Source organism: Pedococcus sp. P2_D9, assembly GCF_056404275.1.
This window is the reverse complement of sequence record NZ_JBFUEI010000012.1, coordinates 1-16,861: the sequence shown is the minus strand read 5'-3', so window position 1 is coordinate 16,861 and position 16,861 is coordinate 1. Positions and strand designations below refer to the sequence as shown.

16 protein-coding genes and 1 pseudogene are annotated in these 16,861 nt (G+C 69.2%); 5 read left to right on the top strand and 12 right to left on the bottom strand.

Features of this window, described 5'->3' with window-relative positions:
• Window positions 1-12 precede the first annotated feature (12 nt).
• Window positions 13-2,178, bottom strand: a complete 2,166-nt coding sequence (gene glgX / locus AC1DXJ_RS16910; protein ID WP_477624640.1) for a glycogen debranching protein GlgX — start codon at window positions 2,176-2,178, stop codon at window positions 13-15.
• Between the two features lie 187 nt (window positions 2,179-2,365).
• Between glgX and fabG the strand changes: the two genes are divergently transcribed.
• Window positions 2,366-3,121, top strand: coding sequence for a 3-oxoacyl-ACP reductase FabG (fabG, locus tag AC1DXJ_RS16905; RefSeq protein WP_477612421.1), 756 nt, complete (start codon window positions 2,366-2,368; stop codon window positions 3,119-3,121).
• On the opposite strand, the gene AC1DXJ_RS16900 is transcribed toward fabG, so the two are convergent.
• Window positions 3,094-3,618 carry a nitroreductase family deazaflavin-dependent oxidoreductase gene (locus AC1DXJ_RS16900; protein WP_477624639.1) on the bottom strand — a complete coding sequence of 175 codons (525 nt, stop codon included), beginning with the start codon at window positions 3,616-3,618 and terminating at the stop codon, window positions 3,094-3,096. The genes fabG and AC1DXJ_RS16900 overlap by 28 nt on opposite strands.
• 100 nt (window positions 3,619-3,718) lie before the next feature.
• On the opposite strand from AC1DXJ_RS16900, the gene AC1DXJ_RS16895 reads away from it, so the two are divergent.
• Window positions 3,719-4,102: an ArsR/SmtB family transcription factor gene (locus AC1DXJ_RS16895; RefSeq protein WP_477637516.1), complete on the top strand. Its 384-nt coding sequence runs from the start codon at window positions 3,719-3,721 to the stop codon at window positions 4,100-4,102.
• A complete protein-coding gene (locus AC1DXJ_RS16890; RefSeq protein ID WP_477637515.1) occupies window positions 4,099-4,593 on the top strand; it encodes an SRPBCC family protein in 495 nt (164 codons plus the stop codon). The genes AC1DXJ_RS16895 and AC1DXJ_RS16890 overlap by 4 nt, the downstream gene beginning before the upstream one ends.
• 24 nt (window positions 4,594-4,617) lie before the next feature.
• On the opposite strand, the gene AC1DXJ_RS16885 is transcribed toward AC1DXJ_RS16890, so the two are convergent.
• The 4 genes from AC1DXJ_RS16885 to AC1DXJ_RS16870 all read right to left on the bottom strand — a co-directional run bounded on the left by AC1DXJ_RS16885 (window position 4,618) and on the right by AC1DXJ_RS16870 (window position 8,403).
• Entirely contained in the window at window positions 4,618-5,604 is a 987-nt protein-coding gene (locus AC1DXJ_RS16885; protein WP_477637514.1) for an NADPH:quinone oxidoreductase family protein, read from the bottom strand.
• Window positions 5,605-5,697: 93 nt separating this feature from the next.
• Window positions 5,698-6,489 (bottom strand): SDR family oxidoreductase, encoded by a 792-nt coding sequence (locus tag AC1DXJ_RS16880; protein WP_477637513.1) that lies wholly within the window; start codon window positions 6,487-6,489, stop codon window positions 5,698-5,700.
• On the bottom strand, window positions 6,486-7,274 hold the full coding sequence (locus AC1DXJ_RS16875) for an SDR family oxidoreductase (protein ID WP_477612415.1): 789 nt from the start codon (window positions 7,272-7,274) through the stop codon (window positions 6,486-6,488). The genes AC1DXJ_RS16880 and AC1DXJ_RS16875 overlap by 4 nt, the downstream gene beginning before the upstream one ends.
• A complete protein-coding gene (locus tag AC1DXJ_RS16870; protein ID WP_477637512.1) occupies window positions 7,258-8,403 on the bottom strand; it encodes an acyl-CoA dehydrogenase family protein in 1,146 nt (381 codons plus the stop codon). The genes AC1DXJ_RS16875 and AC1DXJ_RS16870 overlap by 17 nt, the downstream gene beginning before the upstream one ends.
• A 63-nt stretch (window positions 8,404-8,466) precedes the next feature.
• Here AC1DXJ_RS16870 and AC1DXJ_RS16865 point away from each other — a divergent pair, with 63 nt between their 5' ends.
• A complete protein-coding gene (locus tag AC1DXJ_RS16865) occupies window positions 8,467-9,066 on the top strand; it encodes a TetR/AcrR family transcriptional regulator (protein WP_477612413.1) in 600 nt (199 codons plus the stop codon).
• Between the two features lie 22 nt (window positions 9,067-9,088).
• Here AC1DXJ_RS16865 and ettA read toward each other — a convergent pair whose 3' ends face one another.
• The 5 genes from ettA to AC1DXJ_RS16840 all read right to left on the bottom strand — a co-directional run bounded on the left by ettA (window position 9,089) and on the right by AC1DXJ_RS16840 (window position 15,949).
• Window positions 9,089-10,771, bottom strand: a complete 1,683-nt coding sequence (gene ettA / locus AC1DXJ_RS16860) for an energy-dependent translational throttle protein EttA (RefSeq protein ID WP_477612412.1) — start codon at window positions 10,769-10,771, stop codon at window positions 9,089-9,091.
• Between the two features lie 43 nt (window positions 10,772-10,814).
• A complete protein-coding gene (locus tag AC1DXJ_RS16855; protein ID WP_477613401.1) occupies window positions 10,815-11,426 on the bottom strand; it encodes a single-stranded DNA-binding protein in 612 nt (203 codons plus the stop codon).
• Window positions 11,427-11,596: 170 nt separating this feature from the next.
• The gene (locus tag AC1DXJ_RS16850) at window positions 11,597-13,309 is read right to left on the bottom strand and encodes a GTPase (protein WP_477637511.1); all 1,713 of its coding nucleotides are present in this window, start codon (window positions 13,307-13,309) and stop codon (window positions 11,597-11,599) included.
• Complete coding sequence (locus AC1DXJ_RS16845; RefSeq protein WP_477612410.1) at window positions 13,306-15,009, bottom strand: dynamin family protein; 1,704 nt, start codon at window positions 15,007-15,009, stop codon at window positions 13,306-13,308. The genes AC1DXJ_RS16850 and AC1DXJ_RS16845 overlap by 4 nt, the downstream gene beginning before the upstream one ends.
• 175 nt (window positions 15,010-15,184) lie before the next feature.
• Window positions 15,185-15,949: a hypothetical protein gene (locus tag AC1DXJ_RS16840; protein WP_477624632.1), complete on the bottom strand. Its 765-nt coding sequence runs from the start codon at window positions 15,947-15,949 to the stop codon at window positions 15,185-15,187.
• 60 nt (window positions 15,950-16,009) lie between these two features.
• Between AC1DXJ_RS16840 and thpR the strand changes: the two genes are divergently transcribed.
• Window positions 16,010-16,576: an RNA 2',3'-cyclic phosphodiesterase gene (thpR, locus tag AC1DXJ_RS16835; RefSeq protein ID WP_477624631.1), complete on the top strand. Its 567-nt coding sequence runs from the start codon at window positions 16,010-16,012 to the stop codon at window positions 16,574-16,576.
• Between the two features lie 96 nt (window positions 16,577-16,672).
• Here thpR and AC1DXJ_RS16830 read toward each other — a convergent pair.
• Window positions 16,673-16,861: pseudogene (locus AC1DXJ_RS16830) on the bottom strand (hypothetical protein); the annotation flags it as partial.

The window sequence follows — 16,861 nt, the reverse complement described above, 5'->3', positions numbered from 1 at the left end:
TCTGCCTTTCGTTCATCGGCGGGCGGCGGCCGCTCCCGCGGGCGATCCGGACGGAAGCGGACGAGGGCAGCGCAGCACGATGACACTGCGGCCGTTGGCCTTGACCTTGGCGTCGGGCTTGTACTCCTTGGCCTCGACCTCCTGGGCGGAGGTGTCGAGCTCGGTGACCCAGCGCTCGCCGTACTCCTTGCCCGGGAGGACGAACGGCAGCACCTCGTGGTGGCCGTTGAAGATGACGAGGAAGTGGTCATCGAGGGTCTGCTGCCCACGCGTGTCGGGCTCCGGGATGGTCTGGCCGTTGAGGAACACCATCATCGAGCGCGCGTAACCGTTGGCCCAGGAGTCCTCGTCCATGTGGTTGCCGCCCGGCTCGAACCACGCGATGTCGCCCACGGCGCTCTCGCCGCCGTGGTCGGCCGACCCGGCGAAGAAGCGACGGCGACGGAAGACCGGGTGGTCGCGGCGCAGCTCGACGAGCCGCTGCGTGAAGGCAATGAGGTCGAGCTGGTCCTGGTCGAGGTCCCAGTCGATCCACGAGATCTCGTTGTCCTGGCAGTAGCCGTTGTTGTTGCCGCCCTGGGTGCGACCGAGCTCGTCACCGTGCAGCAGCATCGGCACGCCCTGCGAGAGCAGGAGGGTCGCCAGCATGTTGCGCTGCTGCCGCAGCCGGAGCGCGTTGACCTTCTTGTCCTTGGTGGGACCTTCGACGCCGCAGTTCCAGGAGCGGTTGTGGCTCTCGCCGTCGTTGCCGTCCTCGCCGTTGGCGTCGTTGTGCTTCTCGTTGTAGGACACCAGGTCCCGTAGCGTGAAGCCGTCGTGGGCGGTGACGAAGTTGATCGACGCGATGGGCTTGCGACCGCTGTGTTCGTAGAGGTCGCTGGAGCCGGTGAGGCGCGAGGCGAACTCGCCGAGGGTCGCGCTCTCGCCACGCCAGAAGTCGCGGACGGTGTCGCGGTACTTGCCGTTCCACTCGGTCCACAGGGGCGGGAAGTTGCCGACCTGGTAGCCGCCGTCGCCGACGTCCCAGGGCTCCGCGATGAGCTTGACCTGGCTGACCACCGGGTCCTGCTGGACCAAGTCGAAGAACGCCGAGAGCTTGTCGACCTCGTGGAACTGGCGGGCCAGCGTCGCCGCGAGGTCGAACCGGAAGCCGTCGACGTGCATCTCGGTCACCCAGTAGCGCAGCGAGTCCATGATGAGCTGCAGTACGTGGGGGTGCCGCATCAGCAGGCTGTTGCCGGTGCCGGTCGTGTCGTAGTAGTGGGCCTTGTCCTCGTCGACCAGCCGGTAGTAGGCCGCGTTGTCGATCCCGCGGAAGCAGATGGTGGGCCCGAGCTGGTTGCCCTCGGCGGTGTGGTTGTAGACCACGTCGAGGATGACCTCGATGCCCGCCTCGTGGAGCGCCTTGACCATGCCCTTGAACTCCGCCACCTGCTCGCCGCGCGTGCCGTAGGCCGCATAGCCGTTGTGGGGGGCGAGGAACCCGATCGTGTTGTAGCCCCAGTAGTTCGACAGGCCCTTGTCGCGCAGCGTGAAGTCGTTGACGAACTGGTGCACCGGCATCAGCTCGATGGCCGTGATGCCGAGGTTCTTGAGGTGCTCGATGATCACCGGGTGGGCGATCCCCGCATAGGTGCCGCGGATCTCCTCCGGGATGTCGGGATGGGTCTCGGTGAGGCCCTTGACGTGGGCTTCGTAGATGACGGTGTTGTGGTACTCGTGCCGTGGGAGGCGGTCCTGGCCCCAGTCGAAGAAGGGGTTGATGACCACACCCATCATCGTGTGGCCGAGGCTGTCCTCGACGTTGGCCTTGGCCGGGTCCTCGCTCGGCGACCCGAAGTCGTAGGAGAACAGCGACTGGTCGCCGTCCGGCTGACCGTCGATCGCCTTGGCATAGGGGTCGAGCAGCAGCTTTTGGGGGTTGCAGCGGTGACCGTTGGCCGGGTCGTAGGGACCGTGGACGCGGTAGCCGTAGCGCTGCCCGGGCTGGACGCCGGGCAGGTAGGCGTGCCACACGAAGCCGTCCACCTCCGGCAGCGGGACGCGGGTCTCCGCCCCCTCGTCGTCGATGAGGCACAGCTCGACCTTGGTGGCCACCTCCGAGAACAGCGCGAAGTTCACGCCGGTGCCGTCGAACGTTGCGCCGAGCGGGTATGACTTGCCGGGCCAGATTTCCATGCATCGCCTTCGTCGTAGAGCAGCCCTCGTCCTGGGGCCGTGGTGAAGAAGGACGTCGACGGCCTCCAGCGAACCCATTGTGCCCGAGCCCACAGCCTTTTCACGCCACCGGTCGCCTCAGGGGTAAGCGCGCGCTTAGTACACTCGCCGGGACACCTCACCCGCCAAGCCCTCACAGGAGTCCCGCATGAGCACCCAGCGCACCGCGATCGTCACCGGAGCCGCCCGCGGCATCGGTGCAGCAACGGCCAAGCGTCTCGCCGCGGCGGGACACGCCGTGGCCGTGCTCGACCTCGACGAGTCAGCCTGTGCCGACACGGTTTCGGCCATCACCGACGCCGGCGGCCGGGCGCTGGCTGTGGGCGTCGACGTGGCTGATGCCGCCCAGGTCGAGGCCGCCGTCCAGCGCGTCGCGGACGAGCTCGGGGCGCCGACGATCCTGGTGAACAACGCGGGGATCACCCGCGACAACCTGATCTTCAAGATGACCGAGGAGGACTGGGACGCGGTCATCAACGTGCACCTGCGTGGCTCCTTCCTCATGACGCGCGCCGTCCAGGGCTACATGACCAAGGAGAAGTTCGGCCGCATCGTGAACCTCTCCTCCAGCTCTGCGCAGGGCAACCGCGGCCAGGTGAACTACTCGGCGGCCAAGGCGGGCCTGCAGGGCTTCACCAAGACCCTCGCCATCGAGCTCGGGAAGTTCGGCGTGACCGCGAACGCCGTCGCCCCGGGGTTCATCCAGACCGAGATGACCAAGATGACGGCAGAGCGGCTGGGAGTCTCGTTCGAGGACTTCATCGCCCACTCGGCGGCCGCGATCCCCGTCCAGCGGGTCGGCCAGCCCGAGGACATCGCCGCCACGATCGGCTTCCTCTGCTCCGAGGAGGCCGGCTTCGTCTCCGGCCAGGTCATCTACGTCGCCGGCGGCCCGCTCGACTGAACCGGTCGACTCCGGGACGGTCGCAAGGCGACCATCGGGAGCTCGGCGACCATGCGCCGGCGGGCTCCGGTGCTCCCGTCGTAGCGCCAGCCGAGCAACGTGGTCAGCGTCCACCGCACCAGCGGTGCGATGAGCAGGTTGCGCCGCTCATAGGCGGCGTAGACCTCCTGCGCCTCCTCGAGCCCCAGGACCCGGTATGCCGCGGGCCTGGGTCCGCGACCGAAGTCCACTGCGGCCGGCCCGCCTGCTTCGAGGTTGCGGAACCAGTCGGAGCTCCTGCCGTAGCCGGACACGACGGTCGCCTCACCGGTCGATCTGTCGCGGCGCACCACCTCCACGACAACCGTGAAGCGCTCTCCGCTGTGGCGTCCGGTGTGCGTGAGCTGAAGGAACCGGTGACCGAGGATCCATCCGAACCCGTTGGCGTACAACGCATTCGGAAGGGCAAAGACGGCGCGAAGCCAGGGCTTGAGGTCCTGGCTTCGGGTTCGGGGCACGTTCTCACGCTACGCCGGCGATGCGGCATACCCCTTGACAGCCGGGCGTCCTCAGGTCGATAGTTTCCTCATCAGTTAATAAACCGAACGGTTAAGGACAATGGACCCCGATCAGCTCAGCAGCACGTTCGCCGCCCTGGCCGACCCCACGCGGCGCGCCATCCTCGAGCGCCTCGCCGGGGGTGACCTCACGGTCGGGGAGCTCGCAGAGCCGTTCGCCATGACCCTGCCGGCCATCTCCAAGCACCTGTCGGTGCTGGAGCGGGCCGGGCTTATCGCCAAGGACCGTGACGGGCAGCGGCGTCACTGCCGGATCACCGCCACGCCATTGAGGAGCGCCACGTCCTGGCTCGAGGAGTACCGCCGCCACTGGGAGGCCAACCTCGACCACCTCGACGCGTACCTCAACCGCATCCAGGGACCCGCATCCCCCGATGCACACCCCGACACACCCACCACCTCACACCACGAGGAGAAGTCATGAGCAACACAGCTGCCGAAACCAACCAGCGGGCCACCGTCACCCAGCAGGGAAGCGAGCTCGTCATCACCCGAACCTTCGCCGYGCCCGCCGCCCTCATCTACGAGGTCATGACCACGCCGGAGCACATCCGCCAGTGGTGGGGTGCCGGCCACGGCGACGTCACCGTCTGCGAGGTCGACCTCCGTGTCGGTGGTCGCTGGCACTTTGCCCAGGTGACCCCTGGTGGTGACGAGGTGTCGTTCTCCGGCGAGTACCGCGAGCTCGACCCTCCGGGCCGCCTGGTGCACACCGAGGTCTTCGACAACATCCAGAGCCCGCCGTCACTCATCCAGTCGACCTTCACCGAGCAGGACGGCCTGACGACACTTCGGGCCGTGATCACGTACGACTCCCCCGAGACCGTCGAGCTGGTGCTCGCGTCCGGCATGGAGGTCGGGCTCAACGACTCCTACGACGCCCTCGAGAAGGTCGCCCAGGGCCTCGCCGGCTGAGCCGGCGGCTGCCCACAGCTGACGTCAGGCGCCGAGCACCACGATGCGTCCAGTGCTCTCTCCGGCTCCGAGCCGGGTGAGGGCACTGCGCGCGTCCTCGAACGCCACCTCTTGGGAGACAAAGGGCTTGATGGCCCCACTTGATGCCCACTTCCCCAGCTGGAGGTGGGCAGCCTCAGCCACGTCGTGGTCACGCTGGAGGTAGAGCCCCCAGTGCAGCCCCAGGATCGAGTAGTTCTTGACCAGCGCGTGGTTGAGGGCCGGCGTCGGGATGGTCCCGCTGGTGAAGCCCACGACGAGGATCCGCCCCTCGAAGGCCACGACCTTGGTCGACGCCTCGAAGGCGTCGCCACCCACCGGGTCGAACACCACGTCGGCGCCGTCGGGTCCCACTGCCCCCTTGAGGGCGGCCACGAGGTCGCCGGCCGAGCGGTCGACCACGACGTCCGCACCGGCTTGGCGGGCGACGTCTGCCTTGGCGGCATTGCCAACCACGGCGACGACCCGCGCACCGAGGGCCTTGCCGACCTGCACGGCCGCCAAGCCGACACCGCCCGCCGCGGCGTGCACCAACAGCGTCTCGTCGGCGTGAAGGCCGGCCCGACGGACCAGCCCCACGTAGGCCGTCTGGTAGCCGATCGTCAGGGCGCTCGCCTGGGCGTCGGAGAGTGAAGGCGGTGCGGCGAAGGCGCCGGTCGCGGGCATGAGGCACACCTGCGCCAACCCGCCGTGGGGGACGGCCGTGGTGCCCACCACCCGGTCGGCCACGGCGATCCCCGTGACGCCCTCGCCGAGCTCGAGCACCTCGGCGCAGACCTCGACTCCCGGGGTGAAGGGGAGGTCCGGTCGCACCTGGTAGTGGCCGCGTGCCATGAGCACGTCGGGGAAGTTCAGGGCAACGGCCAGGACGCGGACCAACAGGTGGCCCGGCTGGACGCGCGGCTCGCTGCGCTCGGTCAGCCACATCACGTCAGCCGGCTCGCCGTGGGAGGTGACCTGCCAGGCCTTCACGGAGTCTCCGATGTCAGTGTCAGTGTCAGTGTCAGGGCTAGTGTCAGGGGCAGAGTCAGTCGGTGCCCATGGTGTCAGTGGTTGATCACGCTGTCAGCCGGTGCCCATGGTGACCGCCGGGAGGGAGGCCGCCATCCGGCGCATTCCGGCAAGCCAGCGATCCGGGTCGGCGGCCCGGCCGGCATACATCTCGGCGACCTCGGGGTGGGGAAGGACGAGGAACCGTCCGTCGTCCATCGCGGTCATGAGGTCGCGCGCGACGTCATCGGGATCGACCGCGCCCGGCTCCATGAGGGCTCTGCCGGCAGAGCCGGAGTTCCAGAGCATGTCGGTGCGCACCCCCTGCGGGCACACGGCGTGAACCCGAATCCCCTTGTCGCCGTAGGTCATCGACAACCACTCGGCAAAGGCCAGCGCGGCGTGCTTGGTCACGGCGTAGGGAGCCGCGCCCGGGATCGACAGCAGGCCCGCGGCAGAAACGGTCGCGATGAACGTGCCGCTCCCGCGCGCGACCCACTCGGGAACGAGCAGCTTGGCGGCGCGGACGTGGGCCATCACGTTGACGTTCCACGACACCTCCCAGGCCTTCTCGTCGACCGCCTCGGTCCCCCCGCGAGCCACGCCTGCGTTGGCGCAGAACACCTCGACCTCTCCGAGGTGCTCACGAGCCGCCCCGACCAGGGCTGTCACGCCCGCCTCGCTCGAGGCATCACCAGGGACTGCGACGGCCCCGAGCTCGAGCGCGGTGGACTCCGCTGCCTCCGCGTCGAGGTCGTTGACCACGACCCTGGCGCCCACTGCCACGAACGCCCTGGCGTAGGCAGCGCCGATCCCCCTGCCGGCGCCCGTCACGATGACCCCGCGCCCCGTCAGGTCAGGGCTCACAGGCCGCCCCCGAGCGTGACGCCTCCGTCGACGACGAGGGTCTGGCCGGTGACCCAGCCTGCGTCCGGGGACAGCAGGAACGACACGGCTCCGGCGATGTCCTCCGGCGCACCCAGGCGCTTCAACGGGTAGGCCGCCGCCACCTTCTCCTCCCGACCCTCGTAGAGGGCCTGGGCGAACTGGGTCTTCACGATCGCCGGCGCGACGGCGTTGACCCGGATGGCGGGTCCGAGCTGGTAGGCCAGCTCGACGGTGAGGTGGATCAGGGCGGCCTTGCTCACGGCATACCAACCGATCGTGCCGGTGGCGCCGAGCCCGGCGATGGACGCGACGTTCACCACGGCTCCCGGCCGATCGTCTCGGCCCAGCCCTGAGGCGACGGCCTTCTGGATCCACGAGAACGCGGCTAGGACGTTGACATCCATGATCTTGCGCGCCACGTCGAGCGGCGCGTCGAGCATGGGGCCGTAGGCCGGGTTGATGCCAGTGTTGTTGACGAGGTGGTCGAGGCCTCCGAACCGCTCGTGGGCGACTCGGATGACCTCGTCCTGGTGTGCCTCGTCGGCGGCATTTCCTGCCACACCAATGGCTTTCGACTCGCCGCCGAGGTGCTCCACGGCCGCTGCCAGCGCCTCGGGCTTGCGCGCCGTGATGACGACTCGGGCGCCCTCGGCAACCAGCTTCTCGGCGATACCGAGCCCGATGCCCCGCGAGGCTCCGGTGACGATGGCGACCGTTCCCCCGTGGACCCCCTGCCCGGCGCTCACCTCAGAGTCCGAGGTCACGGCCGATGAGCTCCTTCATGATCTCGTTCGAGCCTGCCCAGATCTTCGAGACCCGGGCGTCGCGCCAGGCCCGAGCGACGCGGTACTCGTTCATGAAGCCGTAGCCACCGTAGAGCTGGACGCACTCGTCGAGGACGTCGTTCTGGACCTGGGCGGACCACCACTTGGCCTTGGCTGCGTCGACGGCACTGAGCTTCTGCTCGGCGTGCGCCGCGATGCAGTCGTCGACGTACGCCTGGGTGACCTCGAGCTTGGTCTGCAGCTCGGCCATCTTGAACTTGTTGTGCTGGAACGAGCCCACGGGCTGGCCGAACGCCTTGCGCTCCTTGGTGTACTCGACCGTCTCGCGGAAGATCTGGAAGGCGTGGGCGGTGTTGGCCACCGCCGCGCCGACCCGCTCCTGGGGCAGGCGCTGCATCATCGAGATGAAGCCGAGACCCTCGGCCCCGAGCCGGTTGGCGTCGGGGACGCGCACGGCCTCGAAGAAGAGCTCGGAGGTGTCAGCCTCCTCCTGCCCGACCTTGTCGAGCTTGCGACCACGGCTGAAACCCTCCATGCCCGCCTCGACCATGAACAGGGTGATGCCCTTGGCGCCCTTGGCAGGGTCGGTCCGGGCGGCCACGATGACCAGGTCTGCCTGGTAGCCGTTGGTGATGAACGTCTTGGAGCCGTTGAGCACCCAGTCGTCGCCGTCGCGGACGGCGGTGGTCTTGAGGGCAGCGAGGTCGGAACCACCCGACGGCTCGGTCATCGCGATGGCGCAGATCAGGTCACCGTTGGCCATGCCCGGGAGCCAGCGCTCCTTCTGCTCCTGCGTGCCGAGGTCGACGATGTAGGGCGGGCAGACGTCGGAGTGGATCCCGAAGCAGGACGACACGGCGAAGTTGAAGCCGGCGATCTCCTCGGCCGCGATCGCGTTGAAGCGGTAGTCATCGGCTCCGGCACCGCCGAACTCCTCGGGGATGTCGAGACCGAACAGGCCCTGCTTGCCGGCTTCCTTCCAGATGTCGCGGTCGACCGACTTCACCTCGAGCATCTGCTCGGCACGCGGCTTGAGCGTGCGTTCGACGAACTCGCGGACCGAGCTGCGGAAGGACTCGTGGTCGGGACCGTACACATTGCGGGGCATGACATTCCTCCAAGGTGACTAAGCGCTTGCTTAGTCTGCGATGGCTGAGGCATGCTGTCAACCATGTCCAGTCCCGTACGCACCGTGGACTCCGTCACAGACGCGCCCCACCGACTTCTCGAAGCAGCGGCCGAGGCGTTCGCCGACCGGGGCTTCCACGCGACCACCACGCGAGACATCGCGTCGCGGGCCGGGCTGTCCCCGGCGGGCGTCTACGTCCACTTCTCCTCGAAGGAGGAGCTGCTCTACCAGCTCAGCCGTGAGGGCCACGAGGTCGCCCGCGACATGCTGTTGGCTGCCGCGAGCAGCGCCAGCTCCCCCACCGAGGCGCTGCGGGCGATCATGGGCCGGTTCGCCACCTGGCACGCCGAGCACTTCCGGGTGGCTCGCATCGTGCAGTACGAGTTCGCGAACCTCACTCCCGAGCACCGCGACGCCGTCCTGACGCTGCGCAAGCAGATCGACGCCGTCGTGCGCGACGTCGTGACCGCCGGTGTCGCGAGCGGTGAGTTCACCGTCGACGACGTGCCCGACACGACCCTGGCGCTCATGTCGATGGCGGTCGACGTCGCCCGCTGGTACGACCCAGTGATCAAGCGCTCCCCCGAAGCCATCGGCGCGGCCTACGCCGAACTCGGCCTGCGCCTCGTCCGCGCCGGCTAGCTCGTCCGCGCCGGCGTGACGCTCAGTCTCGGGTGAGCTTGCGGTAGGTGACGCGGTGCGGCCGCGCCGCGTCGGCCCCGAGGCGCTCGACCTTGTTGGCCTCGTAGGACTCGAAGTTGCCCTCGAACCAGTACCACTTGGCCGGGTCCTCGTCGTCACCCTCGAAGGCGAGGATGTGGGTCGCCACCCGGTCGAGGAACCACCGGTCGTGGCTGATGACCACTGCGCAGCCGGGGAAGTCGAGCAGGGCGTTCTCGAGCGAACCGAGGGTCTCGACGTCGAGGTCGTTGGTCGGCTCGTCAAGGAGCAGCAGGTTGCCGCCCTCCTTGAGGGTGAGCGCCAGGTTGAGGCGGTTGCGCTCGCCACCCGAGAGGACGCCGGTCTTCTTCTGCTGGTCAGGGCCCTTGAACCCGAACTGCGACACGTAAGCGCGGGACGGGATCTCGACGTGGCCCACGTTGATGTAGTCGTGGCCGCCGGAGACGGTCTCCCAGAGGTTCTTGTTCGGGTCCAGGCCGCCTCGGCTCTGGTCGACGTAGGAGATCTTGACCGTCTCGCCCACCTTGACCGAGCCACTGTCCGCCTCCTCGAGACCGACGATGGTCTTGAAGAGGGTGGTCTTGCCGACGCCGTTGGGGCCGATGACCCCGACGATGCCGTTGCGCGGCAGGGTGAAGGACAGGTTGTCGATGAGGACGCGGTCACCGAAGCCCTTCTTGAGGTTCTTGACCTCGATGACGGTCGAGCCCAGCCGCGGCCCCGGCGGGATGGCGATCTCGTCGAAGTCGAGCTTGCGTGTCCGGTCGGCCTCGGCCGCCATCTCCTCGTAGCGCGCCAGACGCGCCTTGGACTTCACCTGACGGGCCTTGGCGTTGGAACGGACCCACTCCAGCTCCTCCTTGAGGCGCTTGGAGAGCTTGGCGTCCTTCTTGCCCTGCACCTGCAGGCGCGCCTGCTTCTTCTCGAGGTAGGTCGAGTAGTTGCCCTCGTAGGGGTAGGCGCGACCGCGGTCCAGCTCGAGGATCCACTGGGCGACGTTGTCCATGAAGTAGCGGTCGTGGGTCACGGCGACGACGGCGCCGTGGTAGGCCGCGAGGTGCTGCTCGAGCCACAGGACCGACTCGGCGTCCAGGTGGTTGGTGGGCTCGTCCAGCAGGAGCAGGTCCGGCTTCTGGAGAAGCAGCTTGCACAGCGCGACGCGGCGGCGCTCCCCACCCGAGAGCACGGTGACGTCCGCATCCGGCGGCGGGCAGCGCAGGGCGTCCATGGCCTGTTCGAGCTGGGAGTCGAGGTCCCAGGCGTCGGCGGAGTCGATGGCCTCCTGGAGCTTGCCCATCTCCTCCATCAAGGCGTCGAAGTCGGCGTCCGGCTCAGCCATCTCCGCGGAGATCGCGTTGTAGCGGTCGAGCTTGGCCTTGATCTCGCCGGCCCCCTCCTCGACGTTGCCGAGGACCGTCTTCTCCTCGTTGAGCTCGGGCTCCTGCATGAGGATCCCGACCGTGAAGCCGGGCGTGAGGCGGGCTTCACCGTTGGAAGGGTGGTCCAGCCCGGCCATGATCTTCAGGACCGAGGACTTGCCGGCTCCGTTGGGCCCCACCACGCCGATCTTGGCGCCGGGGTAGAAGGAGATGGTCACGTCATCGAGGATGACCTTGTCGCCGTGGGCCTTGCGGGCCTTCGACATGACGTAGATGAACTCGGGCATGGGGGCAAGGCTATCGGCCGGGGCCCCCACGCCCGAATCCGCGTCAGACCGTCGAGAGCTCGCGCTCGCCCTCTCCGCGAGGCACCAGGCCCGTCGGCTCCTGGGCCACCACGTAGTCGTCCGTCTCGGGATCACCGGTGTCCTGCTCGTCCCCTGTGCTGCGTCGAGCGGCCAGGTCGCCGGGGTCGTAGGAGCCGAAGTCCTCCTCCTGGGCCGGGAGCTCACCCTCGAGCGCCGCCATCGCACCCTGGACGCCCTCGTCGGCCATCCGGTCGTTGGTGTCCAGCTGGGCGCGGGTCACCCGCGTCAGCGCGGTGGTGCCCCAGCTGAGGTCGTGGCCGACGTTGTAGGCGTCGATCTCGACCGACGTCGCGTGGGTGTTGTCCTGGCGCATCCACTGGTTGACCCGCAGCCGTCCGTAGACCACCACCGGCTCGCCCTTCTTGAGCGAGTGGGCCACGTTGGCGCCGAGCGACCTGAAGGCCGTGACGTTGTAGAAGCTGGTGCCGGCGTCCTCGTACTCGCGCGTCTTCGGGTTCGGCCGTCGCACCGTCGACGCCAGCCGGAAGGCCGCGAAGGGCACTCCGTTGCGTGTCGTGCGCGACTCCGGATCGGCGACCACTCGCCCGGTCACCGTGATGTAGGACTCGTTCATCTCGCTCACCTCATCTGTGTCGTTTCCCTGTGGGTTGGACGCAACAGTGAGGCAACGCGAGGCCGCGGACGAGCGTGCGCCGGAGCGCCTGTGGACGGTGTCAGGGGGCTGGACGTGCCTGTGCACGAACCCCGGCGCATCCGTGCCGCATCGCTGCCGTGTCGGGACGTCTAGCGTCGCGAGCTGGCCGGGGCCAGCCGCACCCCCGCCCGGTCCAACGACTCACGGGTGGCGCGGTGCCGGTCCAGGACCAGCCGCACCGGACCCACGATGCGCTCGCGGGCGACCCCGGCGACCTTGTCGGTCAACATGTTCCGGACTCGCTGTCCACGGCGACGGGCGCCTGCGCGCCCGAGGGTGCGGGCGAGTGCTGCGAGCGCCAGCCCCAGCAGCAGGCCCCCGGCGAACATCAGCAATGGGTAGGGCAGAGGTCCGAGCCGTGGTGGGTCCACGTCGGGAAGCGCCAGCCACCCCATCACCACGAGCGCGGCTAGCCAGAGGAACCCGAGGGCGGCGACGAAGGCAAGAAGTAGCTGGGCGAGCCCGAAGGCCTGCCACCACATCGGGGGGCGCATCTTCAGCGACGTGCCCACGACCGCCTGGTCGAGGGCGTCGGCCAGCTCGGGACCGGGCGGCGTCGCCGCGTCGGCGACCGCTTCGGCCCACCGGTTGGGCAGGCCCTCTGCGGCCTCGTCCCCGACCTTTCGGGTAGCCAGCTCGACGGCCGACCGGGCTGCCGGGGTGGGCGGGGGAAGGGAGGAACGCCCGAAAACGGTTCGGACGTCACCTGCCGTGACGGCGAGCTTCTCCTCCACCGCATCGCGGGTGTTGAGGCGCAGCCGCTTCATCGGGTCGGGGCGCAGGGCGCGCACCCAGCGGGTGAACGGCCACCCGGTGCGTCCCCAGGCCTGGTTGCGGTAGTCCCTCTCGACGGCTGCCACGACCGTCGGGATCCCGGCAGCACGGGCGAGCGCGTTGACGAGCTCCGCGTCCACGGTGTCGGACAGCGTCGGCTCGGTCAGGGCCACCCCGCCGCGCAAGGTGGTCGCGCTGGCCGAGACGTCGGCTAGGAGCCGATGCTGGGCCGCGTTCTGGGCAGCGACCGCCGTCGCAAGGCGGAGCCGGAGGTCGTCGATCCCCGTGCCAGCAGTGGCCGAGGTCGAGATCACCTGGACCCCCGGGATGCCGTCCTCCGCCGCCAGCCGCGCGAGGTCGCGACGGATCTGGCCCATCGCGTCCGAGGAAAGGCGGTCGGCCTGGTTCAGCACCACGACCGTCACGGCGTGATGGGTCGACAAGGTGCGGAGATAGTCGTCGTGCAGTCGAGCATCGGCGTACTTCTGCGGGTCGGTGACCCACACGAACACGTCGACGAGCTCGAGCACTCGCTCTGACTCGGCGCGGTGCGCCTCGACCCGCGAGTCGAAGTCGGGCAGGTCCAGAAGCACCAGCCCGTCGAGGTTCCACGGGCTGTCGGGGCCACCGGTCGGGTCCGTCGTCAGCGGGTCCACGTGGTGGCGTTGGGCCACGGACAACCAGTCGAGCAGGTCCGTGGCGTCGTCGTCGCCCCACACCGCAGCCACAGGGCGCGACGTCGTCGGCCTGCGGGCCCCGACCATGGCCACGGTTGAACCGACCAGGGCGTTGAACAGGCTGGACTTGCCGGAACCCGTTGCCCCCGCGAGGGCGACGACGGTGTGGTTGCCGGTCTTGGAGATTCGTCCGGCGATCTTGTCGACCACCGCGCGAGCGGACGCCACCGCGGCCGGGTCGAGCTGGTTCCCCCCAGCGGCCACCGCCTGCTCGAGGGCACGGGTGCGCGCGGTCAGCTCCTCGACACTCACGGACTTGACCTGCTTGCTGCCCATCTTCAACGGGCTCATCGAACCGCCTTCACCGCTGCCGCCGCGTCGGCCAGGCGTTCGGCCTGGCCTTCTGTCGTCTCCACCCCGTCGAGGGCACCGTCGTAGCGACGTCGCTCCACGGCATACAGCTCCTGCACGTGCTCGAGCAGGCGCTTGCGCGCCTTGGCCGCCATGTCGCGCACCGCCTGGTCGCCGAAGATCGCCTCGAGCACCTTCTGGGCGAGCACCGCGGTGCCACCGGCGATGCCGACCTCGGCCCCGATCAGGCCCCCGGTGTGGGCGAACGCCACGAGCATCAGGATCACGCCGATGCCGTTGAGGCCGTAGGCCGCGATGCGTGCCGTGGTGCGGCGGTCCTTGCCCTCGCCACGCACCAGCTCGAGCACCTCGACCTGCCAGTCGCGGACGAGCCGCTCGACCTGTGGCGCCAGGTCGGTCGACGCCTTGGACAGCTCCGGTGTCTGCTCGAGCAGCCGATCTCCGCCGGGGAGCTGGCGCCACGTGCGCGCGACCGTCGCGGCGGCACCCTGCCCCTGGGCGTTGATGAGGGCGGCGACCCCGGTCTGGAGCGCCTCCCCCAGGTCGCCCGCGGGCGGGGCCTGACCCTTCAGCGCCGCCGTGATCCGGTCACGCACCTTCGAGATGGTCGACTCGACCTGCTTGAAGAACTCGCCAGTGCCGACGTACTCCTGCCAGCGGGCCAGCACCTCGCCGCGCAGCAGCGTGCCGTCGGTCATGCCGTGTTCGACGTTGGCCAGCGCCTCGCGGTATGCCGCCTCGGCGGCGTCGTGCAGGGCGTCCACCGCCTGGGCCTGCTGCCGGGAGGCCGTGACGAGGACGCCAGCGCGGTGGTCGAGGCTGCCGAGGGCGCCGTCGAGAGTCTGCTTGACGATGACCGAGCGGGCGCGGGCGTCGCTGGCGAGCGCGGTCAACCACGAACGGAGGCGGGCGACGTCGGGCTCGGGCAGCCGTCCCTCGTCGGTCAGGTCGGCTTCCGGGATCCCGAAGATGGGCGCGGTGGACAAACCCTGCTCACGCAGCATCGAGGCGAGGTGGCTGCGGATGTCGGCCATCGCCTCGGGCGGCACGCGGTCCAGCACGATGGCGATGGCAGTGCCGTGCTCGGACGCCTGGCGCAGCAGGTCCCACGGGACGGCGTCGGCGTACCGGGCGGCCGTCGTGACGAAGAGCCAGAGGTCGGCTGCCGCGAGCAGCTGGGTCGCGAGTGCCCGGTTCGCACTCACCACGGAGTCGATGTCGGGAGCATCCAGCAGGGCCATGCCGGGGGGCAGCGAGCTCGACACGACGAGGCGCAGGGCGTTGACCCCGGCGCTGGCCGCAGCCCCGGTCACCCGGCTCAGCCCCGGCAGCACGCGGTCGTCGGAGAACCACCGCGCGTCCTGGGGGTGGTGGACCAGGACAGGGGTGGTCGTCGTCGGGCGGAGCACCCCTGAGCGGCTCACCTCGGCATCCACGATGGAGTTGACCAGGGTGGACTTGCCGGCCCCCGTCGAGCCACCGACCACCGCGAGCAGGGGCGCGTCGAGGGAGCGCAGCCGCGGGATGACGTAGTCGTCGAGCTGCTTGATGAGGGCATCGCGGGTGGCCCGTCCGACCACGACGTCGGGGATGTCGAGGGGCAGACCGGCCTGCTCGACCTGTTCACGGAGGGTCGTCACGGCGCCCAACATCGACATGGCGTCGTCCCTGGAAATCACACCGCAAGCCTAACGAATCGGACGCTGTGCGCCGTGCGCGACAGACCCGGTCGAAGCACCCGTTCGATAAAGATCCTGCCTCGTCGGGACCGAGGGCGGACGCGGGTGACGGGGTTCGCCCGACCGGGTCCGGTTTCGGGCCGGTTTCGGGGCCGGGACGCGAGGAGCTCAGGACCTAGAAGCGTCGGAAGTAGTCGTCGTAGCCGCTCGCCGTCGACCCGTCGCCGCTGCTGGTGCGTGGGTGGAGGCGTTCGACGGGTTCGATCAGCTCGACACCGTCGAGGGTGAGGTCGTCGATGTTGGCGTCCTGGGCCGGCGCCGGACGCCAGCGGCGGGGCTCTCGGACGGGTTGTTCGTCGTCCGGCTCGTCGAACTCCGCCGGAAGCCGCAGCCACCAGATCGCGACCAGTGCCAGCAGCAAGAGGCAGACGACAGGCATGGCCAGACCGTTGAGCAGCTGCTCGGTCGTGCTGGGCCCGGGATCGTAGGTGACGGTTTCGCTGTCCGCCGAGGGTGCGTTGGGGTCACCGCGGACCAGTCCCACTGCCGAGGACACCACGAAGACCAGGTTCAGCAGGACCGCGGCCACCCAGACGGCGAAGGTCTCCCAGCGCAGGAGTCCGGCGTGGCTGACCGGCTGCGCAAAGTGGAGCATGCCGAGGACTGCCAGCAGCAGCAGCGATCCGATGAGCATCCCCGTCGGAGACTGACCGAAGCCGAACCCGTACATCGCGAACACGAACAGCCTGTCGAGGAACGGTGTCGCCTCCGTGCGCGGCTCCCCGTCTGCCCCGTAGCTCTGCCCCGTCGACTGGAAGACCAGCCAGCTCTGGTAGGCGGTCGCGACGACTGCCACCGCGGCGGCCACCTCGAGCAGTCGAGCGGACACGAACCACGTGCGCGGCAGGGTCCAGTCCTGCCGCAACGACGTCAGCTGCATGGTTGGCCCCTTCCTCCCGGCGTCCAATCTAATCGAGCGTGGCGCGGCCACAATGGCCTGATGCGCATCTTTGCCGCCGTCGTGCCGACCGAGACCGCCCTGGAGGACCTCGCCGAGTTCCTCGACCCCCGCCGTGACGCCGGCCCGGACCTGCGGTGGACCGACTCCAGCCTCTGGCACGTCACCACCGCCTTCATGGCCGACGTGCCGAGCCGGCTGGTCGAGTCCCTGGTCGACGGGATCGCCGAGGCCGTGGGCGAACGTCGACCCATGTCGCTGCGCCTCAAGGGTGGCGGCGCCTTTCCCAATCCCTATGAGGCCAGAGTCACCTGGATGGGCGTCGACGGGGACCCGGAGTCCCTGGAGTCCCTTGCCGGCCTGGCGCGTGCCGTGCGCCGCGCCTGCAGCCACGTCGGCGCCAGCCCCGAGGGCGGGCCGTTCACGCCGCACCTCACGGTGGCCCGCTCACGCCACCCTTTCGAGGCCACACGGTGGCTGCGCGTGCTCGATGCGTATGCCGGCCCGGCGTGGACGGCGGACGAGGTCACCCTCTTCGCGTCGCACCGTGGTGAGGCCAAGGGGCGCCCCCACTACGAGCCGATCGCCGTGGTCGAGCTGGCCGGCTGAACCGGTTGGCCGTGAGCGCCCAGCCGTGAGCGCCCCTGTAGGCATTCGGCTGATGGTTGACGGTTTTACGTCGGTTGATCCTTGACACTCCTTACGTCAGTTTGTCCTGCGGGTCTTGGTCAGTGCACCTCCCAAGGGTCGTTTGTTGCGGACGGGGCCGGTGCTGTCGCGTCGCACGGTGCGCAGCAGCTCGTTGCCGATCCAGAACTGGAGGGTGTCGGGGCCGACGTGGACGTCGCAGCGTTCACCGGCCCGGTGGCGTCCGACGGAGACCTGTTGCCAGGA